Origin of the sequence: Magnetovibrio sp. PR-2 (genome assembly GCF_036689815.1) — a bacterium.
Taxonomy (GTDB): domain Bacteria; phylum Pseudomonadota; class Alphaproteobacteria; order Rhodospirillales; family Magnetovibrionaceae; genus Magnetovibrio.
Genome location: NZ_JBAHUR010000012.1, coordinates 31,228 through 57,340 on the forward strand (window position 1 = coordinate 31,228; position 26,113 = coordinate 57,340).

Below are 26,113 nucleotides of genomic sequence, written 5' to 3' on the forward strand. Positions count from 1 at the left end.
CTTAAGGGCAAGAAAAATATGATGCGGCTCCCGACTTTATTCGTCATTGCGTCCCTGATCAGCTTCGCCGTGGGCGGGGTGGGGTATTACTTGGCCATGCCCAATTTGGGCAAAGATTATGCGAAACCCGTTGACGGTGATATCAGCTTTGTCAAAGCCGCCGACCAGTTGGAAGGCTTTAGTTTGCTCACCAACATGCCGCCTATTCCCGGTGTGGATATGCTGGACGAAGCGGGCAACACGGTGACGTTCGACAAATTCAAAGGCAAGGTCGTGGTGTTCAACCTGTGGGCCACCTGGTGTCCGCCGTGCATTCGCGAAATGCCGGACTTGAACAGCTTGCAAGTGGAATTTAAGGACCAAGACTTCATCGTCGTGCCCGTCGCCAGCGGCAAACAAGGCACGGAAGAGCCTGCCGAGTTCCTGCGCAAACGCAACTTAGATGCCCTGACGACATACTACGATCCAGGCTCGGAATTCCTGCGCATGTTCGACATCGAAACCCTGCCGACCACTTTTGTGCTGGATAAAAACGGCAACATGCGCGGGGGTGTCATTGGCATGACGGACTGGTATTCCGACGAAGCGAAAGCCATGTTGCGCGCGCTGCTCGCAGAAGGCTGAATATTCAAATTTTAATATATATCATCGTACTTATATACACAAAATTTATGTAAAATAATGTTGCGTCATGTTATAATTTTCAGAACCACAAAACCAAATCAGGCAAGAGTGGTAAGTGAGCACTTGCTTTGGTGCACGGCTCTTCAGGCTCTCAAAAAAACCAAAGCTGGTGCGATGGACCTTGGATAGGAGGCGGTGATGACGGTCTCAAGGTTTGCATCTGGTTTGGGCGCACTGTCCATGGCTTTGCTCATGGCTCTCACCCCCACCGAAGTTCCGGCCGCAGACGCGGAAGTCGGCAACTGGAAAGTTGGACGCGTATACTATCGTTTCGTCTGCACATCTTGTCACAAGGATATGGCGGGTAAGGTCATTTCACCCAATGAATTGACCAAAGCCGAATGGCGCGCCTATCTGGACGCTGACAAACACGATGCGACGGGCAAAGCCGAAGGCTCTGTTGAGTATTACTCTTCTGGTGAATACCGCTCGTCCATCGCTGACACCAACAAAGCAGCGGCGAAGTTTTTGACTATGCCGGACGAACAAATGGCTCAACACATCCGGGCCTGGGCCGTCTATGGCGCGAAAGACTCCGACACGGCTTCAAGCTGCCAATAGGTTCGGGAGGTTGTCATGAGCACGCTGAACGAACCTGTTGCGAAAACACGAAAAGACGAGCACGTCCAATCGCTTTTTAAATGGCCCAGTTGGTTTGACGGGGTGCGCGAAGACGGTGCGAAGGTCTTTATCGAACAATGGTCGCCTTACGTCGCCGCGTTGGCATTGGTGATCATTGTGATTGCCTTGATGGGGCAAAAAGTTTTTTGGGGTGTCTTCGGTGGGTTTAAGCTGTGGGGAGATTATTTCAACACCCTCATCGGCTTGGCCCCGGCCTTGGGCATTTCCGAAAACCTCGCCAGCCCCCTCATGCACAAGATTTCTCTGATGAACATTGCACTGTTGATCGGTGCCACGGTCGCTGCCCTGATCTCAAAACAGTTTCGCATCAATCCAGCTCCCAAAATCGAATACGTTTGGGGTGGCGTGGGCGGGACGCTCATGGGGCTTGGGGCCGTGCTTGCTGGTGGCTGCAATGTTGGTGGCTTCTTTACCCCGTTGATGTTTGGCTCGCCCACAGGATGGGTGATGTTGGCCGGATTGATCGCAGGTGCGTGGATCGGGCTGAAAATCATGCTTTGGGGTATGGAAAATATCGAATGGGGAACCGAGCCCCCACCGCAACTGGGTGAAATGCCTGGGCGCAGGTACTTCCCGTGTGTTGGTGTGGGCATAACCGTCTTGATTGGTCTGTGGGCGGTGGAATGGATTACTGCACCGGATGCCAAATTGGCGGTGCGCGCGACCATCATCTTGGGCGGCTTTGCCATCGGCTTTGTTATGCACCGTGCACGCTTTTGCATGTCGCGTGTGGTGCGCGAACCATTGATGACGGGGGAAGGCGATATGACCAAAGCCTTCATGCTCGCCATCTTGTTGGGCGTTCCGGTGGGCTCGATCTTGCTCAGCGGTGGCGTGATGGATCCGTACTTGGCCATTCCAGCGCGGTTTTGGATGGGCTCGCTCGGCGGTGGGTTCATCTTTGGCATTGGTATGGTGCTCGCCGGTGGTTGCGCCACGGGTACGCTTTGGCGTATGGGCGAAGGGCACATGAAGCTTTGGACCTCGGCGTTCTTTTTTGCCTGGTCCGGATCGATCTTCTATGCGCTGATGAAAAAAACCGGGCTCACGGTGACTGATATGAACTTGGATATGATTGAAGAAAGTGCGCTGGGTATTCAAGCGCATTGGCCGGCCATGTTGGGCGGTTGGGGACCAACCTATGCGGTGACCTTCGCCATACTGGCCGTTTGGTATCTGCTGGTGACGTACAACGAACGCACTGGCCGATTTACCATTTTCTAAGTCAACGTTTGAGAAGAGGAGGCCTAGCCATGTTGTTCAAACGCTTATTCGTCGTTTTGGCCGCCTTGCTCATTGCCGTCCCACTGAGTGCAGCCACGGCTGCCGAAGGCTTCGACAAAAGCAAGTGGTACAAGACCATCGTCGATTATGAGTTCGTTGCTCCGTTCGCCGTAGCACCGATCCGCAACGACGTTATGATCATCGATTCACGGCCCTATGCCCGGCGCTATGAAGTCGGCCATATTCCCATGGCCGTGAGTATTCCCGACAGCAAGTTCGCCACAATGACCAATTTGCTGCCGAAGGACAAAAACCTGCAGTTAATCTTCTACTGCGGTGGGTTCAAATGCCCGCTTAGCCACAAATCGGCAACCAAAGCCGAAGCCCTGGGCTACACCAAAGTTGCCGTGTATGCCGCAGGGATGCCGGACTGGGTCAAGAACGGCGGACTTAAATCCGTGGCCACCACGCACATCAAATCCTTGATGGCATCGGGTGAACCCATCGCCATCGTTGATGCGCGTCCACTGCGCAAAGCTAAAGCCGGGCGTGTTCCGGGGGCTTTGATGATCCCCGACAGCAAGTTCGACAAATATGCCGGATTGCTTCCGGCCAATAAAGACACGCCGCTGTTTTTCTATTGCGGCGGTCTGAAGTGCCCGCTGAGTGCCAAAAGCGCGATTAAAGCCAAAGCGCTCGGTTACAGCAAAGTCGCTTTGTACCAAGTCGGTTACCCCGATTGGAAAAAAGCTACAGGATTGGTGGAAATGGTCGTTGCTCCCGACGCCAAAGCCGCCATGGTTGCCTCTAAGCCCAAAGCTGGCGCAACCAAATCCTATGCCTTCATCGAAACTAAAAAGCCCGGCCAAATTACAGCGGCCAGCTTCAAGGCTTTGATGAATGAAAATGCAGGCAAAGCCATGATCGTTGATGTGCGCGATGCCAGCGAAATCAAACGGGACGGCACGTTCAAGGATGCGGTCGTTATTCCGGTCGGCGAATTGGACAAAAAAATGGCAACACTGCCCAAAGATCGTCCCGTGGTGTTCTTCTGCTCGACAGGTGGGCGTGCCGGTGAAGCATATGACACCGTCTCCATGCTCGCCGAAGGTGTCACAGCGTTCTTCTTGGATGCCGAAGTCACGTTTGCCAAAGATGGAAGCTACATCATCAAACCCAATGCATGAGAGCCGCATTGGAAACTGGAAAAGGGTCGGAGTTTTCCGGCCCTTTTTTTAGAGCTCCAAAACCTCGGGTGCGGCTTCAATGGTGTCGTAGATTTCGCTGAGATCGTCTTCTGTCACACAATAGGGCGGCAGGATGTAAACCGTGTTGCCCAAGGGGCGCAGCAGTAATCCTTTTTCGCGAAAGTGGTCGTATAGCTTCGGTGCGATGTTGGAGAGATACCCCTGGTCCGACACAATGATGTCCATGGCCGCGATGGTGCCGTGTTGGCGAAAGCCTTCGAAGCGTGGGTTTTGGGCCAGCGATTTCAGGCGCCCGGAGTGGAAGGCCGCAATCGCGTCGATGCGCTCTTGCACGGGCTCGTCTTTCCAAATCTGCGTGTTGGCGTAAGCCACAGCGCACGCGATGGGGTTGGCGGTGTAGGAACTGGAATGGAAGAACGTGCGTGAACGGTCTTCGGAATAGTGCGCGTCAAAGAACCGGTCTTGGCAGAGCGTCACGGCCAAGGGCATGAAGCCGCCCGTGAGGCCTTTGGAGGTGCACAGGATGTCCGGCTCAATGCCCGCTTGGTCACACGCCCACATGGTGCCCGTGCGGCCCCACCCGGTCATGACTTCGTCGGCGATGAACACAGCGTCGTTCTTTTCGCAAATGGACTTGAGGCTTTTGAGCACGTCGGGCGCGTACATCAGCATGCCACCTGCCCCCAGAACTAAGGGCTCGAGGATCAGGGCCGCGACTTGGTCCGGGTTTTCAGACACGATGCGTTCCAACGCCGCAGTCGTTTCGGCTTCTTTGCCGGGGGTGGGGAAGGGGATGCTTTCGACGTCGAATAACAACGGCGTGTAAGCTGCGTTATAGACCCCGCGTTCGCCCACACTCATGGTGCCGATGGTGTCCCCGTGATATCCATTTTCCATGACAATGACTTTTTGGCGCTGGGTTTGGCCTAGGTTATGCCAATAGCCCAAGGCCATTTTGAGGGCGACTTCTACGGCGGTGGAGCCACTGTCGGAAAAGAAGACTTTGCTGAGCCCTTTGGGGGCAAGACGCACCAGTTTTTCGGCCAGCTGTTCGGCAGGCTCGTGCGTGTGTCCGGCAAAGATGACTTGGTCGAGCTTACCGGCTTGTTCACGTGCGGCCTCGACCAACTTGGGATGGCAGTGGCCGTGTGTCACCACCCACCACGACGATATCGCGTCGGTGATGCGTTTGCCGTCGGGGGTGTAGAGGTATGCGCCTTCGCCGCGCTCCACCTTTTGCATTTGTGGGATCAGCGCGTGCTGGGTGAACGGGTGCCAGATGGGGGAACTCACAGGGTGCCTCCGAAGTTGTCTTGAAAAACGGTTTTAAGCGCGCCCGGTGTGATGTTGTCCATCATGGGCACACGGCCCAAAACTTTGACGCCGCCCATTTCTGAAATCGTTTTCATGTTGTCGGGATTGTCGTCACCAATAAACGCCACGCCGAGAATTTGGATGCCTCGTTTGCGCAAAGCTTCCAAAGACAGCAGGGTGTGATTGATAGTGCCCAGCCCCGTGCGGCTTGTCAGCACGACCGGAAGGCCCCAGTCCGCAAACACATCGATGTAGAGCGTCTGGCGGTTCACCGGGACCATGAGCCCGCCTGCACCTTCGACCAACAGATTGTCGCCCTTCGGCGCAACGGCGTTGATATCTATCTCAACACCATCCAACTCGGCGGAGCGGTGAGGGGACAAGGGTTGGGTCAATCGAATGCCGTCGGCCAATACGCGGTCATCGCCCAGGCCTGTCATGCGCTGGACGGCCTCGCGGTCGGTTTCGTCTTCTATGCCTGACTGGATGGGCTTGTAGTACGTCATACCCAGACCCAGGGTGTACATGGCTGAGACCACGGTTTTGCCCAGCCCCGTATCGGTTCCGGTGACGATGAAGCTTTGCGTCATGTGAGCTCCTGATAGGCTTGGGCCAGGGCGTCTAAGTCTTCTGGCGTTACGTTCGTAGTGACGGACAGACGCAAACGGGCCGAGCCTTTGGGCACCGTCGGCGTGCGGATGGCGCGGATGTCGAAGCCTTGGGCTTGCAACTTTTTCGCCACTTCAAACGCGGCACCATCTTCGCCGATGATTAGCGGGATGATTTGCGTGGTGGAGATGTCGCTCGGGAACAAGCGGTGCGCGTGTTCACACAGCATGTGAAGCTTCTCGCGCCGTTCCGGCTCGTCGCGCACAGCTTCCAAAGCCTTTTGCACCGCCAAAGCCGACAGAGGTGTCGGTGCGGTGGTGTAGATGAAGCTGCGTGCCGTATTGACGATGTAGTCTTTGAGCACATCGGTGCAGGTCACCAATGCACCCGCTTGGCCCAAGGCTTTGCCGCAGGTGTGCAGCACGACCAAGTTCTCTTTGCCTTCGAACTTTGCCGCCAAGCCTTTGCCGCCCGGTCCCCAAATGCCTGTGGCGTGGGCTTCGTCTACGACAAGGTAAGCGTCATGACGATCGGCAATGTCCATCAAATCGTCCAAGGGCGCGGTGTCGCCGTCCATGGAATAGACGCTTTCCACAGCAATCCAGATGTTTTTTGCACCGTTTTCCCGCGCACGTTTCAAAGCGTCTTCGCACGCGTTTGCATCGTTGTGGGCGAACTTAAATGATTTGGCATGGGACGCATGCACGCCTTCTTTGGCGCTGGCGTGTTCCAACTCATCCACCAAGATCACATCGCCGCGCTCGGCTAATGTTGTGAAGATGCAGACGTTGGCCAAATAGCCCGTCGCCATATAGAGCGCGGCTTCGCAGCCAAAAAAATCGGCGGCGAAGCTTTCCAGGTTTTCATGTTCGGGATGGTTGCCACGTAACAGGCGCGAGCCGCCGGACCCCAGCGCAACGCCGTCCGCGAGCGCATCTTTTAAGGCTTGGCGGATGCCGTCGTGGTTTGCCAAACCCAAGTAGTCGTTGGAGCTGAAGTCGATCCCGCCCAGCGGAATCAGTTCACGCCGTTTCTCAAGCTGAGAGAGCGTGTCCAGCTTCGCTTGAAACGGGTTCGTCACTCTCCGACTCCTGAGCCAGTTCTTGGGGACGCAAATTGAGGCGTTCGAGCAGTTCCAGATCTTTATCTGCCTGCATGTTCGGCGTGGTCAACAATTTCTCGCCAAAGAAGACGGAGTTGGCACCTGCATAAAAGCACATGGCCTGGGTCGCGTCGTCCATGCTTTCGCGGCCCGCCGACAAACGCACGTGGGACTTCGGCATCATGATGCGCGCCACCGCAACGGTGCGCACGAAGATGAACGGGTCGATGGTTTCGGCATGTTCCAAGGGCGTGCCTTTGACGCGCACCAGCAAGTTGATGGGAACGCTGTCGGGGTGTTGGGGCATGTTGGCGAGCTCTTGCAGCAAGCGGGAGCGGTCTTTTTCGTCTTCGCCCAGGCCTAAGATGCCGCCGCAGCAGACACTCATGCCTGCATCGCGCACATGTTCCAACGTGTCCAAGCGGTCTTGGAATTTGCGCGTGGTGATGATGTTTTCGTAGTGCTCCGGCGAGGTGTCGAGGTTGTGGTTGTAATAATCCAGTCCAGCCTCTTTCAAGTCGCGGGTTTGCTCTTCGGTCAAGGAGCCCAAGGTCACACAGCACTGAAGGCCGAGTTTTTTCACACCACGGATCATGTCCAGCACCAGCGGGAAGTCGCGGGCGTTGGGGTTTTTCCACGCAGCCCCCATGCAAAAGCGCGTCGCACCCCGGTCTTTGGCAGCCTGGGCCTGTTCCAACACGGCGTTGAGTTCCGCGAGGCGCTCTTTTTCCAAATCCGTGCCGTGGTGAGCGCTTTGCGGACAATAGCCACAGTCTTCGGGGCAGCCGCCGGTTTTGATGGACATCAAAGAGCTGAACTGAATTTCGTTCGGATCGAAGTTTTCCTGGTGCACGGTGTGTGCACGGTGCAGAAGTTCCATGAACGGCAGGTCGTAAAGAGCTTGAACTTCTTCGACGGTCCAATCGTGGCGCAAGTTCGTCATGGTGTTGTGGCCCCAGTGATTTCCAATGTTATTATTGATGTCAACCGCTTGCCAATTTGCCCTGTTTTTCGGGCTTTTTTTAGGCACATTTTCGTGGTGCGGAGTTGGGCGCAAAATAATCCGACTGTCCGGCTGGGGCAAGGGAATTATTGCATCGCAACATTCACGGGGCTTTGGTTTCAGCCGTCGTTGGTCCGCTCTTCTTCATCTATTTCGTCATCGAACTCGGCATTTGCAACCGCAACGCGGATGCGGTCCAAACGGCGCTGGGCTTTGATGGCGCGCACACCGCAGGCATGGATTTGATCAACGAAGCTCGACGTCTTTTCCAACTGGTCGTACCTGAGGATCCCGCGTGCGCCCAAATTCAGCAGTTCTTTTTTCAAATCATCGTAGGCAGCTTTAATCGATGCCCGAACCTTTTTGGGTTTCCATTCTTCCGGTGCTGGGTCGGCTGAGATCATACGTTTGAGCTCCGCATGCACGACAGCAATGTAAGTTTCTAACAGTTTTTCGGCGTGGGCCTCTAGCGCGGGGCGATGGGCGCGCATCTGCGGCAGTTCGGCGGCAATGCGGGCAATTTCTTCAAAGTGCTGCAAGGCGCGATAGGGATGGGCCAAAGCGCTGGACACGTTGGCAGGCAGTTCGGCCTGGTGCATTTTACGCGCGTACTCGCCGATTTTGCGCGACAGGCGTTCCGTCACGGCCAAGCGTTGGCGCAGGTCTTCATGTTTGGGCAGCACAGGGTCCAAGGCCGTCAGCACCATGGTGGTGGAAATCTCTTGCAGGCGCGACAGCTCCATAATCAAGCTTTCCACGGCTAAGGACGGCACCACCAGGGAGGTTTTGTCCAAAAAGCGCGGGCGGCCCAAGTCTTCTTCCATGCTCACGAACTTGGTTTTGAGGTATTCCACCATCCGGTGCGCCACCGGCAAAATCAAGACGACCCCCAAAATGTTGAAAATCGTGTGGAACAGCGCCAAGGATGTGGCCACGTCCGCAGTCATTTCAAACGTGTTCTGTAGGGTTGAAACCGCGCCCAGCATAAAGGGCAACAAGATCAGCGCGACAATCCCGGTCAAGAAGTTGAACGCAACGTGGCTGGCCGCAACGCGTTTGGCGTTGGGTGTCGCACCGATGACCGCAATCATGGCGGTGGACGTGGTGCCGATGTTGGCACCAATGACCATGGCCGCGGCGGGTTCCAATGGGATCATGCCCCCTGCGGCGGCAGCCAAGGCGATGGAAATGGCAGCGCTGCTTGATTGGGTCAGCAACGTCATCATAAAGCCGACGCCGACGAAAATGGCGTAATCGACAAAGCCGGTGGCGGCGAGGGTCGACAGATCAATGGTGCTCGCTACGCCTTCAAATGCGTCTTTGAGGACCGAGACACCAATGAAAAATAGCCCAAACCCGGCCAATGCCATGCCCAGCGCACCGCGGCGGCTGTCTCCTCCGGTGAGCTTCATCAGCATGCCCACGCCGATCATGGGCAGGGCAAACAGTGAGATTTTGATCTTGAAGCCGATCAAAGCCACTAGCCAACCGGTCATGGTGGTGCCGATGTTGGAGCCGAAGATCACCCAGACGGAGCGTTCCAGCGTCAACATGCCCGCGTTCACAAAGCCGATGGCGGCCACCGTGACGGCGCTGGACGATTGAACCAAGGCGGTCAGGACCGTACCGGAAAAGAGACCGTGAGCGGCTGAATCCGTCCACCGTTCTAAAATTTGTTTAAGCGTGCGCCCTGCGGCGACTTTAAGCCCGTCGGTCATCAGCATCATGCCGAGCAAAAACAGCCCGACACCGCCCATCAACTGGCCTATGGAAGTAAGTGAGAGCACATCCGATCCCTTTTCTGATCTCTCTATGACACAATTATGTCATATGTAATGACCCTGTGAAGGGGTTTCTTGTTTATTTTGAAGTCCCTATGAAATTGGGTAGCTACCCAGATATGCGTTCAGTGCATGTAAGGTATGTCCCTGCAGGGGTGGGGTTTTGTCCCACCAACTGGTATGAACAGCACAATCAATAAAAAATGATTCTAAATCGGCTGGGGATGCAACGCAGTTGCCGTGTTGCGCCTGGCCGTTTTTTTATGCCCTGAAGCGAGAGAGCCCGAAGTCACATGTTTGAATTTCACTACAACAAAGTCGTTTCCTTAAAGGCCGACATTCTATCCGGTTTGACCGTGGCGTTGGCCTTGGTCCCCGAAGCTGTCGCCTTTGCCTTTGTTGCCGGTGTGAACCCGCTGACAGGTCTTTATGCCGCATTTATGGTCGGTTTGATCACCGCCGTCGTCGGCGGGCGTCCTGGCATGATTTCCGGTGCCACGGGTGCTTTAGCTGTGGTTATGGTGGCCTTGGTGGCCGATCACGGCGTGCAGTATCTGTTCGCCACCGTGGTTTTGATGGGCATCTTGCAGGTTCTGGCCGGTGCGTTGCGTTTGGGCAAATACATCCGCATGGTGCCCCACCAAGTGATGTTGGGCTTTGTCAACGGCTTGGCGATTGTGATTTTCTTGGCCCAGCTTCGCCAGTTCCAGATTGAAACCCCCGATGGCGGTTTGGCCTGGATGACGGGTGAGATGCTTTTTGTGATGTTGGGCCTTGTTGCGCTGGCCATGGCGATCATTCACTTCTTGCCAAAATTCACCTCGGCGATTCCGGCCCCATTGGCCGCCATTTTGGTGGTCACGGGTTTGGTTTTGGGCTTTGGTCTGGATGTGCGCACCGTGGGCGACATGGCATCGATCGCGGGTGGCTTGCCTGAGTTTGCTATTCCGGCGGTTCCCATGACCTGGGAAACCCTGGTCATTATATTCCCTTATGCCTTGATCTTGGCCGCCATCGGTTTGATCGAAAGCTTGCTGACCTTGACGGTGATCGACGAAATCACCGACACGCGTGGTCGCGGCAACCGCGAATGTGTGGGCCAAGGCACCGCCAACATCGTCACCGGGTTTTTCGGCGGCATGGGCGGGTGTGCGATGATCGGTCAATCCATGATCAACGTGAACTCCGGCGGGCGCGGGCGCACGTCGGGTGTCGCAGCGGCTTTGTTCTTGCTGATCTTTATCCTGTTTGCCTCCAGCCTTATCGAAATGATCCCGCTGGCCGCGCTGGTGGGCGTTATGTTCATGGTGGTGCTGGGGACCTTTGCCTGGTCGAGTTTTCGCATCCTGCACAAGATCCCGCGCGCGGATGCCTTCGTGTTGGTTTTGGTGTCTGGTGTGACGGTGTTTACCGATTTGGCCGTGGCCGTGGTGGTCGGCGTGATTGTTTCGGCCTTGGTTTACGCCTGGGGCAACGCGACCCGCATTCAGGCCTATACGTCCAAAAACGATCAAGGCGGTAAAGTCTACGAACTGCAAGGCCCGCTGTTTTTTGGTTCTGTGACATCGTTCCGCGATTTGTTCGACCCGGAAAACGACCCAGACGATGTGGTGGTGGATTTCCGCATGTCGCGCGTGGCTGACCACTCTGGCTTAGAAGCCATTGACAGCCTGGCCGAACGCTATGAACGCCGGGGCAAGCGGTTGCACCTCAAACACTTAAGCCCGGAATGCCGCAAGCTGTTAAGCCGCGCAAAAGACTTGGTCGAGGTCAACGTTATCGAAGACCCCAACTATCACATTGCGACGGACGAGCTGGCGTAAGTTCACTCACAAACAGCCAAGAAAAAAACGCCCTCAAAATGGGGGCGTTTTTGTTCATTTTTGAGCTGTCGTGAAATTAGTCGACTGCTTTTAGCTCTTCAGCGGCCATTTTGCCGTTGCGTTGCTCGACCAGTTCGAACTCAACCTTTTGGCCTTCATTCAGACCTTGCAGGCCGGAACGTTGAACAGCTGTAATATGAACAAACGCGTCGGAACCGCCCTCATCGGGGGTGATAAAGCCATAACCTTTGGTGGTGTTAAACCACTTAACTGTGCCGGTTGCCATGGGTACTCCTTAATATAGGCAAAACGTTCATACCCTACGTGCAAGATAGGCGGCCAGCAGAGCATTTATGCTGCCGCATCGGTGAACGGTGTACACCCTGGAGCCTGAAGGCCCACATCACCTACTCAGCAACGAATAGTGTTATACGACATTTTTGAACATTTTGCACTGCTTGTATTCAATTTAAAGAATATTTCAATTAAGAAAAGTGTTACAAAATCATGAAAGCCTTAGAAAACGCAGAGGTTTTCAAATTTTTCCTATTATAAATAGTTGGTACACGGTCGTTTATGCTCTTATTATGCGTGTGTATTGGGTGGTGTTGCGGTGCGAAAACCACAGCAGTTATGCGGGCATTTGCATTCAAGACGTGTGTTTTGGGGATTGCGTGATCTGGAAGCGCACATAGGGGGGAAACGTAAATGCGATTTTTCGCGTGCAAAGAAGCTCAAATCGGTTCAGACTTAATTTTATAGGGCGCAAGACATATTTTGACAGGGTGATCCATGTGAGCACACCCCGCAATGACCATGTGTTGAGCGATCAAGCCCCAGCGCCGAGTGTCCGTCTCGTGCGTTCATACTTCTTGCCTTTGTTTTTGCCTGTATTCGTCGCTGTCATTGCGGTGGGTATCGCCATGTTCGCGCTACATATCGAGCATGAGCACGATGAAATCGTTGATCGGGAGGCCGCAAAGATCCACATCACCCAAATCAGCATTCACAATGCGCTCAATACGGCCATAGGTGATTTACGGTTTTTAAGCAGCGGAGCGGGATTGAGAGACTTTATCCTTTCCCCATCCCCAGCCAACCGTCAGCGTGTTGAGAACGGGTTTGCGGCGTTTTCACGTTCGAAAAATGTGTTTGATCAAGTCCGCTTCATAGACGCCACCGGCCAAGAACGGATCCGCATCGATTTGGTGGATCAGGCTCCGGTCATTGTTGGTTCTGAAGACCTACAAAATAAACGCCACAGATACTATTTCCGCGATGCCATGGATTTGGCGCAAGGGCAAATATATATCTCACGTTTGGACTTAAACCTGGAAAACAAACGCATAGAAATTCCCTACAAGCCGATGATCCGTTTGACCGCGCCCGTTGATGTGGACGGGCAACGGGGTGGCGTTTTGGTGTTCAATTTTTTGGCGGAAAACGTCTTGGGTCAGGTGCGCCGGGTGTTTACCGGTCAGGAAAGCGATGGCTGGCTCACCAATGCATCGGGCCACTGGCTGATCGGGCCTTCACGGGATGTTGAATGGGGCTTTATGTTCAACCGCTCTGACAGGGTACAGAGCCGTTATCCCGAAGTCTGGCGCAATGTGTCAGATGGAATCACGCAAACATCCACCGGCGATGGCATATTTACAACGGCTAGAATCACGCCGCCATTGAACGTGGTCGTGTCGCAAAATTCTGATCCCTATTGGGTTTTGATTTCACGTGCCCCGCAATTTTTTTGGTATCAGCATCGCCTGCTTGACCACATCCCAGGGGCATTGGTGGTCTTGGCAATTGTCCTGGGGCTTGGTTATTTCAGCTGGCGTTTGTCTTATCAACGTGCATCACGCAGCCAGTCGGACGGGGTTTACAAACGCCAGCTTGAAGAGGCTTTGAGCGAAAGCGAGCACCGCTCCACTGCTGTGGTGGAGGCGTCGGACGATGTGGTGTTGATGTGCACGGAAACAGGGCTTATTCGTCACGCCAATAAAGCTGCAGAGCGGGTCTTCAACGTTCCCGCCGTAGACTTGATCGGGCGAGAGGTGACGGAATTTTTGATGGAGCCCATAACCATCGCCCTGCGCAGCGCGGACGGAACACACCGCCTGCAAGAACGCGAACGTTTCGAGACCTACGCCGTCAAAGGTACAGGCGATGGTTTCCCGGCAGAAATAACGTCGACCCCGGTGCACACCAAAGGCAACACGCGCTTTTCGGTTTTTATCCGGGATATCACCTTGCGCAGGTCTTACGAAGAGCGCCTTAAGCGCTTGGCCAACTATGATCCCCTGACGGGCTTGGCGAACCGTGTGTTGCTGTTGGAACACTTGCGCGATGTCCTCCAGGGTGATCATGGCCCGGACGGACCTTATGCGGTGATCTTGGGCGATTTGGATGATTTCCGCATCGTCAACGACACCTTGGGGCACGTGGTCGGGGATGAGGCGCTGAAAGAAGTCGCAGGCAGAATCTATCAAAAAGCGCCCGCCGGCAGCCTTGCCAGCCGCTTTGGCGGGGATGAATTCGTATTGGTGGTGCCATGCCGTGGTAATCGTGATGTGGCTGCAGAAGTCAGCCAGTCCATTTTGCAAGCCTTCGAACGCCCACTGGAGGTCGCGGGACACCGCCTGTATTCGTCGATCAGTTTGGGCGTTGCGTTCACCGAGCACAAAGACGATACAGCAACGGGTTTGTTGCAGATGGCGGATACAGCGATGTATGCAGCAAAGGACGCCGGGCACAATACGTTCCGGATGTTTTCCAAATCCATGCATGACGACGCTGCGCGTCGTCTTGCTATTCAGACACGTTTGGCCGGGGCGCAAGGCCGTGGCGACATCTTCTTGAACTACCAACCCTTGGTCGACGCAAAATCGGAACGCATTATCGGTGCCGAAGCCTTGATGCGTTGGACGGATGCGGAGCTTGGCCCCATCGGCCCGGCGGAATTTATCCCCGTGGCTGAAAGTACAGGATTGATCATCGATTTCGGTGAATGGGCGTTGTATCAAGCCTGCGAACTTGCCAGTGAATGGCGCAAATCCATTCCCAACTTCCATGTTGCCGTCAACATTTCCCCGGTGCAATTGATCGGTGCAGATATCGTTTCCACGGTGCAGTCGGCACTGCTGAAAAACAAATTACCGCCCGAAGCCTTGGAAATCGAAATTACCGAGGGCTTGTTGATCAAAGACCCGCTTGAGGCCGAGAAGATTTTGGACGAGTTGGCTGATATTGGCGTGTCCATCTCCATCGACGATTTCGGCACAGGGTATTCATCGCTCAGCTACTTGCAACGCTTCCCGTTCACGACCTTGAAGGTCGACCGCATGTTTGTGCAAGATCTGCCCGAAAGTGAAGACAGCTGCTCTTTGGTCTCTACGGTTTTGGCGTTGGCGGAACGCTCAAACCTCAAAGTCATCGCCGAAGGTGTTGAAGAACAAAGCCAAGCCGAATGGTTGAAAGACCAAGGGTGCGATATCATCCAGGGCTATCTCTATGGGCGTCCTGTGGATGAACAAACCTTCAGTGCTTTGGTCAACAACCGCAAGTCAGACGAAGACAAACCCAATTTTAAGCTTGTTTAAGCCGTTCGTATAACGGGGACAGTTCTCGACGCAAGACCTTTCCTGTTGCCGTGTGAGGCAGGCTGTCGACGATCACGTATTCTTTGGGGACTTTGTAGCTGGCCAGGCGGTCTCTGGCAAAACCTTTGAGCATTTCTGCGTTGGCCTGGGTGCCCGGTTTTAGGACGATGAACGCACCGATCAAAGACAGGTCTTCACGCACCCGCACTTCGGCGCAGGCACATTCTTGAACAGCCGGGTGATGGCTCAGCACATCTTCGATGTCTTGGGGGGAAACGCGATAGCCCTGTGCGTTCATTAAATCATCTGCCCGGCCAAGGTATTGGAGATACCCATCTGTATCCAAAGCCGCAAGGTCGCCCGTCAAAAACCAATCACCGCGAAATGCCGACTGCGTTTCAGCTTCCAAGTTCCAATAGCGAAGCATCAGCCCTGTGTCGTCTTTGTGCAGCACCAAACGCCCGCATTCGCCCACGGGAACGGTTGTGGCGGCGTTATCGTCCATGTCCAAAATAGCCACCCGGCGCCCGCGTTGGGGCTTGCCGCAAAATCCAGGTTTAACGGGAACCGAAGGGGAGGAGGACGCATAGGTGGAGCATTCGCTCATGCCCAGTGCTTCATACAAAGGCTTTCCGGTGGCGAGCTTCCATTGTTCGCGCACGACCTCAGACAATTTTTCACCCGCCGTTAAGCCATGACGCAAATTCGCAAAGCCTTCGGAAATGTGGTGGGCGTGTTTTAACATTTGCCGGTACAAGCTGGGCACGGCAGCGAACAAAGTCGCGTCGTGCTTGCCCGCCAGCCTTGGCCAGACGCTGGGGTCTTTGGGGCCGTTGTAGATTACGGTCCCGGCGCCGACGGCCCAAGGGTCCATCAGGCCTGCGCCCAATGTGTAGGTCCAGTTAAACGCGCCCGCGTGCAGCATGCGGTCCTTTGGTCCTAAGCCATACCAGCCGTCATACATCATGCGCCGGGCCCACACGGCGCGGTGCGCATGCAAGACGCCTTTGGGGCGCGATGTCGCGCCAGAGGTGTAAACGATGTAGGCGGGATCATCGGCGTGCGTGTGGGCATAAGGTGTGATGTCTTCACAGCTCATCAAATCGCGAATGTCTTCGTCCAAAAGCTGATGCGTGCCGTCCGGGACACCGTCGATTTTTAAGTTTTGGGACGTGCAGACAAACTTTGCACCACTGTCTTCCAAGATGAAGTGTGCTTCGCGTGCGGACAGTTGCGAAGATGTCGGCACAGCAATGCCGCCGGCGGCGATGGTGGCAAAAAAGATCAGCGGAAATGCGCTGGTGTTGCCCAGCCTGAGCATGACGCGATCACCCGGGTCAAGACCGGCCAGTTTCAGTCCGGCCGCCATACGGCGCACGGCATCGTCCAGTTGGCGAAACGTCCAGCGTTCGGCAGGCTCTAAGCTTTCAGGATCGCTCACAACGATCAAAGCGGTTTTGCTTGGACTGGAGTTTGCGGAAGCAGATAAACAATATTCAGCAGCATTAAAACAATGCGGGCAAGGTTCGGGAAGGCCTTGGTCGAACATGCTGGTTTCGAGCGTCATAACAACCCTACAAGCGCCACAAACGCACCGCGTCTGGTGTGGTGTCGCGGTCTAAAACACCGCGTACGTCCGCAACAACACCTGCGCCGCCTTTGAGCAATCCGGTGACCAGATCCCAGCCACCGTCAACATAGCTTTTGTGCGGCACGGCAACCACCACTGCGTCCGTTTGTTCCAGTTTGTCGGTTGGGGTGAGTTCAACCCCGTATTCGTGCTGAGATTCTTCGCTCGACGCCATAGGGTCGTGCAATTGAATTCTCATGCCGTATTGCTGGAGCTCGGCGATCACATCGACGACTTTGGTGTTGCGCAGATCCGGCACATCTTCTTTGAAGGTGAGCCCCAAAACCGTCACGGATTTTCCGCCACCATTTTGAAGCATCAACTTAACTGTTTCCCGGGCAATAAAAGCGCCGGTGCCGTCGTTGATTTCACGACCGGCCAAAATCACCTGGGGATGATATCCCGCTTGTTCGGCGCGGTAAGTCAAATAGTAAGGGTCCACACCGATGCAGTGCCCGCCAACTAGCCCCGGTGAAAACTTCAAGAAGTTCCACTTGGTTCCCGCAGCGTCTAAGACATCGCGCGTGTCGATGTCTAAGCGGTCGAAGATTTGCGCCAGTTCGTTCATCAAGGAAATGTTGAGATCGCGTTGGGTGTTTTCGATAACTTTGGCGGCTTCGGCGGTTTTGATGGTGGGGGCTTTGTGCACGCCCGCTTTGACGACCGAACCATAGACGGCGGCAACAACGTCGAGAGTGTCTTGGTCTTGGCCCGATACCACCTTCGTGATGGTTTCAAAGCGGTGCTCTTTGTCGCCTGGGTTGATGCGTTCGGGGGAATAGCCAACGCTAAAGTCAGGACCGCACGACAAGCCAGAGAGCTTTTCCAAAACAGGCACGCAGACGTCTTCGGTGGCGCCGGGAAAGACGGTGCTTTCATAAACGACGATGTCGCCCTTTTTGAGTACGCCGCCCAAGGTGGTTGAAGCGGCGACCAGCGGAGAGAGGTCCGGGCGATTGGCATCGTCAACCGGGGTGGGGACCGTGACAATGTGAAAATCAGCTTGGGCGATGTCTTCCACATGAGTGGTGAGCACCATGTCGGCTTTGGACAACGCGCTGCCTTCAACTTCTCCGGTGACATCGTGCCCGGCTTTTAGCCCGTCTACGCGGGGGACGGAAATGTCGAAGGCAACGACCGGGTCCGGGTGTTCAGAGCTCAGCCCGAACGATACCGCTACGGGCAGGCCCACATATCCCAGGCCTATGACGGAAACTCGGCGGTTATGGCTCATCAACGCTCTCCTTCACAGCGCGCGCGGCGCTAGGAGACTGTCTATACGCTACGTGGTTGCTCTGCAACCGTTTTGACCGTTTTTATGAGCAATCAGAAGGCTTGGAGGGGGCCTCGACGCCCCAAAACTCTGCGTCAAACTCAGGTTCTAGGGAAAGCCCCCTGAGGAAGTCCAAACCGGAGCGTTTTTCAACAATGTCGAGGGTCGAGAGGTAGTTCACCCACACCTTTTGTTTTTGGTTGGGAAGATTGTTTGGAAATACGGCGCTAAGCACCTTGTAGTTTTTTTCTGCGTCTTGGGCGACAACGATCTTGAAAAAACAGGCTGGAACGATAGCGTTGCCCGGTTGGCTTTGCAGGCTCGCAGGGTCTGCGTTTTGCCCCCAACTTCCTGCAAAAGCCCACAGCCCAATCCCTTTTTCGGCCACCCAGTTTTGAAATTGTTTTTCAAGACCGAGCCAAGCGCCGCTGTTCAAATGGGATGTTTGGGGCGCCATGTTGGTCATCACATAGGATGTCTCATAGGCGTTCTTGCTCCAATTCAAATCCAAAGCCCGAACCAGATGCCCCCGATTGAAGCCACTGTTTCGGTAGTTTTTGATTTGCGCCTGTTCATTCTTCGGCACGTCAGGGTCTTCATCGAAAAAGTCTGTGCGTTCGGGGTAAGCAGGGCTCTCACGGATGACGTTCAGTTGTTCCGGCGTCAGGCGGTGCGCTGTCCACACGGCAACCTTGGTTTTGGTGTTATGTAAGGCCGCAAAAATGGGCGCGTTTTTAGCGTCTTTGGCCGTTTTGCACAGCTCCAAGGTGTTGTGAGTTGGGCCATTGGGGATGACTTCGCCGGGGAACAAAGCACGGCAAGCCTGAAATGGTGCCCCACCACCGCCAAACGCGAAGCTAAAGGGCAAGGCGACAAACACGAAAACCAACAAGACAAGATAACGAGTTTGAAGCGTAAACATACATGCACCAAAAAAGAGTATCTAATAAACTCTACAATTATGTAGGGAGTTGCTGGCGATTTGCAAACAAAAAGTGTGTAGCTGTATTCCTGCAACTTACTGATGTACTGGTCAGGGTATGTTCCGAAGTGCTATCAAGGGAGCCGGATTTCGGACGAAAGGTTTCCCCATGTCTCATGGACGCCCACCCAAAGGCGGCTTTAAAAAAGGCGGCGGTTCTCAGCGTGGGCGCGGTGGCGCGGAACGCGTGCCTCAACCGCTCGCCGCACCCAAAGGGGAATTAGAGCCAGGCCTTTATGTCATCGCCACACCCATCGGCAATTTGGGCGACATTACGTTTCGGGCTGTGGAAACCCTGAAAGGCGTTGATGCGTTGGCGTGTGAAGACACGCGCGTCACGGCGAAACTGTTGAGCCATTTGGGGGTGGACAAGCCGCACCCAACCTTCTCGTGTCATGAACACAACGAAGCGCGCGCATTGGGGCGTGTGCGGTCCTTGATCGATGAAGGACGCGCCGTGGGGTTGGTGTCCGATGCCGGGCTGCCTGGGGTTTCCGATCCCGGTTATCGCATGATTTCTACTTTGCTCGATGAAGACGTCAACGTTGAAGTTTTGCCGGGTCCCAATGCGGCGACCATGGCTTTGGTGGCGTCGGGCCTGCCGACGTCGAGCTTCACATTTTTGGGCTTTCCATCGCGCAAAGGCGGAAAGCGCAAAAAGATGTTGGAAGCCGAACGCGATGCGGAGCATACCCTGATCTGTTACGAAAGCCCCCACCGCATTGGTGCATTTTTGGCAGATGCGGCGGAGGTCTTAGGCGATCGTAAAGCCGTTGTGGCGTTGGAACTCACGAAAAAGTTTGAACGCTACCACCGCGGCACGTTACCTGAATTGGCCGAAGAATTTGCAGAAGACAAACCCAAAGGTGAAATCACAGTTCTTATTGAAGGGCTTGGGCGCAAATCACGCAAAGACGGGGATGTGGATTAGTGGCGCGGGGTAAGAAGACGGCTGGTGGCAACAAAGGCAATAAGCGCAAAGTCTATCTACAGCGCTTGTCGCGCATCTTTGGGGTGCGCGAAGCGGCGGCCCAAGACATGGCCTCAGTCCAGCTCAAAAGCTCACTGCGCCTCAATGTGCTTTCCCCGCTCAGTGAACCCGAAATTCTGGACAAGTTGACAGACCTGGGTGTCGACATCACACCGATTGACTGGTGTCCGCAAGGCTATCACCTCCACTCCGACAAACGCGCCATTTCTGAAAGCGATCTGTTTCAAGACGGTCACGTCTACATCCAAAACGCGTCCAGCCTGATCCCGGCGTTGGCATTGGACCCGCAGGCGGGGGATCGCATCTTGGACGTCTGCGCGGCGCCCGGCGGTAAGACCACGCATATTCAGGCGCTTGCCGGTGGGCGCGCGACGATCGTCGCCAATGACGCCATGAAGCCGCGTCTGAAGAAATTAGAAGAGGTCCTCACAACCTTTCACGTCAACCATGCAACCATCACCAACTTTGAAGGTCAGTTCATCGACCGGCACCTGGAGCATCTTGGTGGCGAGCTGTTTGACCGGATTTTGCTTGACGCACAGTGTTCGGGGGAGGGGATGGAAGACCTCAGCCATCCCGGCGCCCTGCGTTTTTGGTCGGAAGAGCGTGTCATTAAGATGAGCTACCTGCAGCAAAAAATGCTCACGTCCGCGTGGAAGCTCTTAAAACCCGGCGGCACGCTGGTGTATTCCACCTGCACGTTTGGCCCGGAAGAAAACGAAGGCCCCGTTTCGCGCCATTTAAAACACCATGACGATGCGCACATCGAGCCCATCAATCTAGATATACCCGGGCGCAAGTCGGGGCTGAAGTCCTGGGGTGGGACGCCTTTTCATACGGATCTCAAACACGCGGTGCGGGTTTTGCCATCGCCGCACCTCGAAGGTTTTTTTGTGTGCCGACTGAAAAAGGCAAATATCTGATGATATTCATGTGATGTTAGGATTGTTTGCTGTAATGTATGAAGTGTGTCGAATCACTTTCCATAAAGTGAGCACTTGAGGAATAGGATCCAAGACTATGGCCGATGTCACTTTGAGCGCTGCTGTCCGCGGCAGTTTGCTGTCCTTGCAAAGCACTACCGACCTGATCAACCGGACGCAAAGCCGTCTGTCGACAGGATTGAAGGTGTCGTCTGCTATTGATGATCCGGTTGCTTTCTTCCAAGCAAAAACACTAACGGATCGCGCGTCTGACTTTACCGAGAAAAAAGACAGTATTGACCAAGGCATCAGTTCTCTGAGCGCTGCGGTTGACGGTATTGAAGCCGTTGAAAATATCGTGAACCAACTCAAAGGTGTTGCGAACTCGATGAAATCGGCAACGGGGACCCAGTTCACTGATTTGCTCACTCAGTTCAATGATTTGCGCTCGCAAATCGATTTGCTGACCACGGACTCGACCTACCAAGGCACCAACCTCATTAACGGAACCGGGCAGACTTTGTCTGTCGAGTTTTCCGACAAAACGACCTCCAAGTTGTCTGTGTCTTCGGTTGACGTGACGGCCAATGGTATGGATGTGAACGCCACGACCAACATCACAACCCTCGGCACCAACGTGCTGGCGATGAACCACACTGATTTTGTCGCCGCGACGACGTTGACGGGTGGCGATACGGTTTCATTGACCTATGTCGGTCCGGATGTGACCGTCACCACGGCTGCGAACCAGACCATGACCTATGGTACGGCTACGCTTACGCTTGCCATGAGCGCTGGCGGTTCTGCCACCTTGACGCAGGGTGCGACGTATACGGTCACGATCCGTGCAACCACCGCTGCTGGCGGCGGCGCTGCTGCTGGCCTAGTGACCTCGACAACGTTCTCTGCACAAATGTCTGGTGCCTCCGCTGGTGGTGCTGGTGCAACCGTGGCTGCCGGAACCGTCGGTAAAACGTATATCGGTGAAAGCAACTCGACTTCCATCGATGCTGCGATCACGGATTTGAGCTCAGCTTTGACCACGCTGCGCACCGAAGCATCTAGCTTGGGTAACAACGTTGCATTGCTGCAAACCCGTCTGGACTTTACAGAATCGTATGTGAACACCTTGGACGAAGGTGGTTCTAAACTGACCTTGGCCGATATCAACGAAGAAGGTGCAAACCTTTTGGCCCTGCAAACCCGTCAACAATTGGGTATTCAGTCTCTCTCGTTCGCGGGACAGTCCGAACAATCTGTGCTGAGCCTGTTTGGTTAATCTGACCACAGGTTTTCAATTTATCTCTAAAACCCCAGGTGTATGGACATCTGGGGTTTTGTTTTGACGAGGCTAAACCACCTGCCCGCACGCCCAGCCTGACGACCAGGCCCATTGGAAATTAAAGCCGCCCAGGTGTCCGGTGACGTCGACGCATTCACCGATGAAATAAAGCCCTGGAACGGCGTTGGCTTCCAGGGTTTTGGACGACAGTTCTTTGGTGTCCACGCCGCCGACCATGACTTCGGCGGTGCGCAGGCCTTCGGACCCGTTGGGGGTGACAGCCCAAGCGTTCACATGCTCGGCCAGTTTGCGCAGGGTCTTGTCCGGTGTTTCGGCAAGTTTGCCTGTGCATCCGCACCAATCGGCCAGTCGTGCCGCCAAGTTTTTGGGCAGAAGCTGTGCCAGCGCGGTGTGCACATCCTTTTTCGGTTGAGCTGTTTTAGCGTCTTTCAGACGCCCATACACATCGGTGCCCGGCAACAGGTTGACACTTAACGTGTCGCCCGGTTGCCAATAATTAGAGATTTGCAAGATTACCGGGCCGCTTAGCCCCCGATGCGTGAACAACAGGGCTTCTGTGAAACTCACTTTTCCAAGCTTCACGGTGGCGGGGAGAGAGATGCCCGACAGTCCCTCCATCTGCTTGAGCATATCCATCTCGAAGGTTAAGGGCACCAAACCTGGGCGGGGCTCGATGACGTTCAGGCCGAACTGCTTGGCGATTTGGTAGCCAAAGTGGCTCGATCCCATTTTGGGAATGCTCGGCCCGCCCGTGGCAATTACCAGGGCAGGGGCGGTGAAAAGACCGTGGTCGGTTTCTACATGGAAGGTGTCGCCGTCTTTATACAGGCGCTCGACCTTGGTGGCGGTGAAGATGTCCGTGCCTTCAGCTTCTTTCACCAACATGTCGATGACGTGCTGAGCGCTGTCGTCGCAAAAGAGCTGTCCGTGGTCACGTTCGTGCCACGCGATCTCGTACTCTGAAATCAGGGAAATGAAATCGTACGGGGTGTAGCGCTTCAGCGCTGAAGTGCAAAAGCGCGGATTGTCGGACAGGTAATTCGCGGGCGTGACATCTAAATTGGTGAAGTTGCACCGCCCGCCACCCGAAATGCGGATTTTCTGCGCGACCTTTTGTGCATGATCAATCACAGCCACCCGCCGCCCACGCTTAACAGCCTCGCCCGCGCACATGAGGCCAGCGGCCCCTGCGCCGATGATGATGGTGTCGAAGGGGCTGTCAGAGGGTTTCATGACGGCTTCTTAATAAGACTTCGCAAATATCGCCTGCTTGCTTGCAGCTGCACCCGTCAGCACACACGCGCCGTCCACTTCCGGCTGGTCGTAGGGCAGGCAGCGGATGGTGACGCCTAGGTCTTTGAGCATTTCTTCGCTTTCAGCACTTTCACACCAGTACGCCCGCACGAAGCCCGTTTCGCCAAAGGTTTCGTTGGCGAAGTAGGCTTTGAAAGCCTCGAAGTCTTCGATGTCGGTTTTGACGCGCGCATCGCGGAACGCTTTGGCTTCTTCGAACAGCTTTTGTTGGATGGCGCCGAGTTGGTCCGTGATGCCAGCGACAAACGCATCCACGTCTTGGCTGCCTTTGCCGTAAACGTCGGTGCGTTCGGTCACCATGACGGAGCCTTGGTCCAGATCGCGCGGGCCCAGCTCGACGACAATCGGCGCGCCTTTTTTGATCCAGCTCCAGCGTTTTTCACCGGCGTTCATGTCGCGCTTGTCCACGTGGGCGCGGACAACGTTGCCGAACGCCACGTTGTTGTTGAGCTTGTCGGCGAGCTCTTGGGCGGCTGGCAGCACGCGTGCGGCGGCTTCGTCGTCGCGGGCGATGGGCAGGATGACGATTTGATAGGGTGCGATGGTGGGCGGCACGCGCAAGCCGTCGTCGTCGCCGTGGGTCATGATCACGGCACCGATCATGCGGGTTGAGACCCCCCAGGACGTGGTGTGGCAGTAGCTTTCACCACCGTCCTTGTCTTGGAACTTGATGTCGGCGGCGTGGGCGAAGTTTTGGCCGAGGTAATGTGATGTGCCGGCTTGCAACGCTTTGCCGTCTTGCATCATGGCTTCGATGGTGTGGGTTTCGACGGCACCGGGGAAGCGCTCAGACTCGGACTTTTCACCGGGGATGACGGGAACGGCCAGCCAGTCTTCTGCGAGCTTGCGGTACTCTTCAAGCATGGTCGCGGTCTCATCACGTGCTTCTTGTTCGGTGGCGTGGGCCGTGTGGCCTTCTTGCCAAAGGAATTCGGACGTGCGCAGGAACAAACGCGGGCGCATTTCCCAGCGCACCACGTTGGCCCATTGGTTGATCATCACCGGAAGGTCGCGATAACTGCGCACCCATTTGGCAAAGCTTTCCCCAATCATGGTTTCGGACGTCGGGCGCACCACCAAGGGGCTTTCCAGTTCGCCTGCCGGTTCAAGCTTGCCGTCCTTGGCGACCAAGCGGTGATGGGTGACAACGGCCATCTCCTTGGCGAAGCCTTCCACGTGGGCCGCTTCTTTTTCGATCAGCTCTAACGGAATGAACAGGGGGAAGTAACAGTTCTGGTGTCCGGTTTCGCGAATGCGTTGGTCCAAACGACGTTGCAGGTTTTCCCAAATGCCAAAGCCCCACGGCTTGATCACCATGCAGCCGCGCACGCCTGAATTTTCGGCCATGTCGGCTTCTTTGATGACCTCTTGATACCACTTGGGGAAGTCGTTTTCGCGGGTGATGCGGATGGCGGTCTTTTTGGGCTTTTGGGACATGTGCTCTACCAATTTGATGAGTCTTTAAACTAAGAGGATTGGTATCGGGCAAAGTGGGCCGGAAATCAAGAACCGATGGAGATTTCGATGAGAAAACGTTTCAGAGCTTTTCTGGTCGATAAAAAATTACATAATTTACGGATCGATATATAACCAAGCAGAAACCTCAGGTATCATTCAATTTTTGTGATGATTATAAAAAGTGTATTTTTTATTCAAAGTATCAAAAGGCTAGCTTAGACCCTAGAATCATTGGCCTTTGCCCTGTGATGCATGTTCTTCAGGTGGGACTGAGTCTAATACTAAAGTAGAGTAATTTCTGGCAATTTAGTATGATCTGTATTATCATACGAGCGAGGTCGAGTTTGAGGGGGCTCGTCAATCTCTAGAACCACATACACACGTATCAGCGCCACGGTTGTGGCGTGATCTGACAAAGCAAGGGGATTTGATCGTGAAACAAGATTGGAAAGATATGAAGAAGCTGGCAATGGGTCAGCGAACATATTCTAGCCGGAGCCTCCATGGACAAGTGGTCCACGAATTAGGCAAACGTATCGTCACCGGCGATATTGACGAAGGTGCCGTCCTGCCGAACGAAACGGAATTGGGTGCATCGTTTGCGGTGAGCCGCACGGCGTTGCGCGAAGGCATCAAAGTATTGGCCGCAAAAGGCCTGTTGGCCAGTCGCACCCGCACGGGGACGCGTGTCCGCCCCCGCAATGAATGGAACATGCTGGACCCAGACGTCATGGCTTGGCAGTTGAGCTCCGGGCAGCCGCACAAGTTCCTCAACGATTTGGTTGAATTTCGTCGGGCCGTTGAACCTCTGGCAGCCTCTTTGGCGGCTCAGCGTGCCACGGATGCAGACGTGCAGGTGATCAAGCAAGCCTACGACGACATGGAATTGGCCGGGTCTGACATCGGAGCCGGCGTGCTTCCGGATTTACGTTTCCATCAAGGCATTTTCCACGCCAGCGGCAACGAGCTGTTGGCACCGTTAGGCACTTTGACCGAAGCTGCTTTAAGCGTTTCGTTCCGTGTTCTGACCTCGGAAACCAAGCAAGAGTCCTTGCGTCTGCACAAAGCTGTTTTGGAAGCCATTCAAACGCGCGATAGCGCTGCGGCTCAAAGCGCCATGACGGCACTTCTTGATGCAACGCAGCATCGTGTTACGTCTTTGATGGAAGAAACCGTTCAGTAAGTCTCTCATCGACAAAACAAAACCGGGCAAGCCGTTTGCTTTGCCCGGTTTTTTTTGTGCCCAGCTGAGT

General features: G+C 54.9%; 21 protein-coding genes. 10 read left to right on the plus strand and 11 right to left on the minus strand.

All coding sequences use genetic code 11. The annotated features are described in order from the left end of the window. Nucleotides 1-18 precede the first annotated feature (18 nt). The 4 genes from V5T82_RS13860 to V5T82_RS13875 all read left to right on the plus strand — a co-directional run bounded on the left by V5T82_RS13860 (nt 19) and on the right by V5T82_RS13875 (nt 3,737). Complete coding sequence (locus V5T82_RS13860; RefSeq protein WP_332896251.1) at nt 19-624, plus strand: TlpA family protein disulfide reductase; 606 nt, start codon at nt 19-21, stop codon at nt 622-624. 198 nt (nt 625-822) lie between these two features. Further along, on the plus strand, nt 823-1,245 hold the full coding sequence (locus V5T82_RS13865) for a hypothetical protein (protein WP_332896252.1): 423 nt from the start codon (nt 823-825) through the stop codon (nt 1,243-1,245). A 15-nt stretch (nt 1,246-1,260) separates the two neighbouring features. Beyond that, nucleotides 1,261-2,550 (plus strand): YeeE/YedE thiosulfate transporter family protein, encoded by a 1,290-nt coding sequence (locus tag V5T82_RS13870; protein WP_332896253.1) that lies wholly within the window; start codon nt 1,261-1,263, stop codon nt 2,548-2,550. Nucleotides 2,551-2,579: 29 nt separating this feature from the next. Beyond that, nucleotides 2,580-3,737, plus strand: coding sequence for a rhodanese-like domain-containing protein (locus V5T82_RS13875; RefSeq protein WP_332896254.1), 1,158 nt, complete (start codon nt 2,580-2,582; stop codon nt 3,735-3,737). A 48-nt stretch (nt 3,738-3,785) separates the two neighbouring features. Here V5T82_RS13875 and V5T82_RS13880 read toward each other — a convergent pair whose 3' ends face one another. The 5 genes from V5T82_RS13880 to V5T82_RS13900 form a co-directional block, all read right to left on the minus strand. Next, the gene (locus tag V5T82_RS13880; protein ID WP_332896255.1) at nt 3,786-5,051 is read right to left on the minus strand and encodes an adenosylmethionine--8-amino-7-oxononanoate transaminase; all 1,266 of its coding nucleotides are present in this window, start codon (nt 5,049-5,051) and stop codon (nt 3,786-3,788) included. Next, the gene (gene bioD, locus V5T82_RS13885; RefSeq protein WP_332896256.1) at nt 5,048-5,662 is read right to left on the minus strand and encodes a dethiobiotin synthase; all 615 of its coding nucleotides are present in this window, start codon (nt 5,660-5,662) and stop codon (nt 5,048-5,050) included. Before bioD ends, V5T82_RS13880 begins: the two co-directional genes overlap by 4 nt. Then, a complete protein-coding gene (locus V5T82_RS13890) occupies nt 5,659-6,762 on the minus strand; it encodes an 8-amino-7-oxononanoate synthase (RefSeq protein ID WP_332896257.1) in 1,104 nt (367 codons plus the stop codon). The genes bioD and V5T82_RS13890 overlap by 4 nt, the downstream gene beginning before the upstream one ends. Further along, on the minus strand, nt 6,716-7,726 hold the full coding sequence (gene bioB, locus V5T82_RS13895; protein WP_332896258.1) for a biotin synthase BioB: 1,011 nt from the start codon (nt 7,724-7,726) through the stop codon (nt 6,716-6,718). The genes V5T82_RS13890 and bioB overlap by 47 nt, the downstream gene beginning before the upstream one ends. A gap of 179 nt (nt 7,727-7,905) precedes the next feature. Further along, the gene (locus V5T82_RS13900; protein WP_332896259.1) at nt 7,906-9,573 is read right to left on the minus strand and encodes a Na/Pi cotransporter family protein; all 1,668 of its coding nucleotides are present in this window, start codon (nt 9,571-9,573) and stop codon (nt 7,906-7,908) included. Between the two features lie 287 nt (nt 9,574-9,860). Here V5T82_RS13900 and V5T82_RS13905 point away from each other — a divergent pair, with 287 nt between their 5' ends. Further along, the gene (locus tag V5T82_RS13905) at nt 9,861-11,390 is read left to right on the plus strand and encodes a SulP family inorganic anion transporter (RefSeq protein ID WP_332896260.1); all 1,530 of its coding nucleotides are present in this window, start codon (nt 9,861-9,863) and stop codon (nt 11,388-11,390) included. 76 nt (nt 11,391-11,466) lie between these two features. Here V5T82_RS13905 and V5T82_RS13910 read toward each other — a convergent pair whose 3' ends face one another. Further along, on the minus strand, nt 11,467-11,676 hold the full coding sequence (locus V5T82_RS13910) for a cold-shock protein (RefSeq protein ID WP_332896261.1): 210 nt from the start codon (nt 11,674-11,676) through the stop codon (nt 11,467-11,469). Between the two features lie 508 nt (nt 11,677-12,184). Here V5T82_RS13910 and V5T82_RS13915 point away from each other — a divergent pair. Further along, a complete protein-coding gene (locus V5T82_RS13915; protein ID WP_332896262.1) occupies nt 12,185-14,986 on the plus strand; it encodes a bifunctional diguanylate cyclase/phosphodiesterase in 2,802 nt (933 codons plus the stop codon). On the opposite strand, the gene V5T82_RS13920 is transcribed toward V5T82_RS13915, so the two are convergent. The 3 genes from V5T82_RS13920 to V5T82_RS13930 form a co-directional block, all read right to left on the minus strand. Then, nucleotides 14,973-16,553: an acetate--CoA ligase gene (locus V5T82_RS13920; protein ID WP_332896263.1), complete on the minus strand. Its 1,581-nt coding sequence runs from the start codon at nt 16,551-16,553 to the stop codon at nt 14,973-14,975. The two genes, V5T82_RS13915 and V5T82_RS13920, sit on opposite strands and share 14 nt — an antisense overlap. A 7-nt stretch (nt 16,554-16,560) precedes the next feature. Beyond that, entirely contained in the window at nt 16,561-17,850 is a 1,290-nt protein-coding gene (locus V5T82_RS13925) for a nucleotide sugar dehydrogenase (protein WP_332896264.1), read from the minus strand. Nucleotides 17,851-17,932: 82 nt separating this feature from the next. Continuing rightward, entirely contained in the window at nt 17,933-18,811 is an 879-nt protein-coding gene (locus V5T82_RS13930; protein ID WP_332896265.1) for a DNA/RNA non-specific endonuclease, read from the minus strand. Nucleotides 18,812-18,980: 169 nt separating this feature from the next. On the opposite strand from V5T82_RS13930, the gene rsmI reads away from it, so the two are divergent. The 3 genes from rsmI to V5T82_RS13945 all read left to right on the plus strand — a co-directional run bounded on the left by rsmI (nt 18,981) and on the right by V5T82_RS13945 (nt 22,064). Beyond that, complete coding sequence (gene rsmI / locus V5T82_RS13935) at nt 18,981-19,802, plus strand: 16S rRNA (cytidine(1402)-2'-O)-methyltransferase (protein ID WP_332896266.1); 822 nt, start codon at nt 18,981-18,983, stop codon at nt 19,800-19,802. Then, nucleotides 19,802-20,785: an RsmB/NOP family class I SAM-dependent RNA methyltransferase gene (locus V5T82_RS13940; RefSeq protein WP_332896267.1), complete on the plus strand. Its 984-nt coding sequence runs from the start codon at nt 19,802-19,804 to the stop codon at nt 20,783-20,785. The genes rsmI and V5T82_RS13940 overlap by 1 nt, the downstream gene beginning before the upstream one ends. A gap of 97 nt (nt 20,786-20,882) precedes the next feature. Continuing rightward, nucleotides 20,883-22,064, plus strand: coding sequence for a flagellin N-terminal helical domain-containing protein (locus V5T82_RS13945; protein WP_332896268.1), 1,182 nt, complete (start codon nt 20,883-20,885; stop codon nt 22,062-22,064). A 72-nt stretch (nt 22,065-22,136) separates the two neighbouring features. Here the strand turns inward: V5T82_RS13945 and V5T82_RS13950 are convergent, their stop codons facing one another. Together V5T82_RS13950 and proS are read right to left on the minus strand one after the other, a co-directional pair. Continuing rightward, entirely contained in the window at nt 22,137-23,321 is a 1,185-nt protein-coding gene (locus tag V5T82_RS13950) for a BaiN/RdsA family NAD(P)/FAD-dependent oxidoreductase (protein WP_332896269.1), read from the minus strand. A 9-nt stretch (nt 23,322-23,330) separates the two neighbouring features. Then, on the minus strand, nt 23,331-24,839 hold the full coding sequence (proS, locus tag V5T82_RS13955; protein WP_332896270.1) for a proline--tRNA ligase: 1,509 nt from the start codon (nt 24,837-24,839) through the stop codon (nt 23,331-23,333). Between the two features lie 454 nt (nt 24,840-25,293). Here proS and V5T82_RS13960 point away from each other — a divergent pair, with 454 nt between their 5' ends. Continuing rightward, complete coding sequence (locus tag V5T82_RS13960) at nt 25,294-26,043, plus strand: FadR/GntR family transcriptional regulator (RefSeq protein WP_332896271.1); 750 nt, start codon at nt 25,294-25,296, stop codon at nt 26,041-26,043. Nucleotides 26,044-26,113: the final 70 nt, after the last annotated feature.

Bases quoted from the DNA above. Each gene is read 5' to 3' on its own strand.
- proS (WP_332896270.1), bottom strand. From the start codon at position 24,839: ATGTCCCAAAAGCCCAAAAAGACCGCCATCCGCATCACCCGCGAAAAC.
- V5T82_RS13865 (WP_332896252.1), top strand. From the start codon at position 823: ATGACGGTCTCAAGGTTTGCATCTGGTTTGGGCGCACTGTCCATGGCT.
- V5T82_RS13905 (WP_332896260.1), top strand. From the start codon at position 9,861: ATGTTTGAATTTCACTACAACAAAGTCGTTTCCTTAAAGGCCGACATT.
- V5T82_RS13910 (WP_332896261.1), bottom strand. From the start codon at position 11,676: ATGGCAACCGGCACAGTTAAGTGGTTTAACACCACCAAAGGTTATGGC.
- V5T82_RS13860 (WP_332896251.1), top strand. From the start codon at position 19: ATGATGCGGCTCCCGACTTTATTCGTCATTGCGTCCCTGATCAGCTTC.
- V5T82_RS13870 (WP_332896253.1), top strand. From the start codon at position 1,261: ATGAGCACGCTGAACGAACCTGTTGCGAAAACACGAAAAGACGAGCAC.
- rsmI (WP_332896266.1), top strand. From the start codon at position 18,981: ATGTCTCATGGACGCCCACCCAAAGGCGGCTTTAAAAAAGGCGGCGGT.
- V5T82_RS13875 (WP_332896254.1), top strand. From the start codon at position 2,580: ATGTTGTTCAAACGCTTATTCGTCGTTTTGGCCGCCTTGCTCATTGCC.
- V5T82_RS13920 (WP_332896263.1), bottom strand. From the start codon at position 16,553: ATGACGCTCGAAACCAGCATGTTCGACCAAGGCCTTCCCGAACCTTGC.
- bioB (WP_332896258.1), bottom strand. From the start codon at position 7,726: ATGACGAACTTGCGCCACGATTGGACCGTCGAAGAAGTTCAAGCTCTT.
- V5T82_RS13925 (WP_332896264.1), bottom strand. From the start codon at position 17,850: ATGAGCCATAACCGCCGAGTTTCCGTCATAGGCCTGGGATATGTGGGC.
- V5T82_RS13950 (WP_332896269.1), bottom strand. From the start codon at position 23,321: ATGAAACCCTCTGACAGCCCCTTCGACACCATCATCATCGGCGCAGGG.
- V5T82_RS13945 (WP_332896268.1), top strand. From the start codon at position 20,883: ATGGCCGATGTCACTTTGAGCGCTGCTGTCCGCGGCAGTTTGCTGTCC.
- bioD (WP_332896256.1), bottom strand. From the start codon at position 5,662: ATGACGCAAAGCTTCATCGTCACCGGAACCGATACGGGGCTGGGCAAA.
- V5T82_RS13930 (WP_332896265.1), bottom strand. From the start codon at position 18,811: ATGTTTACGCTTCAAACTCGTTATCTTGTCTTGTTGGTTTTCGTGTTT.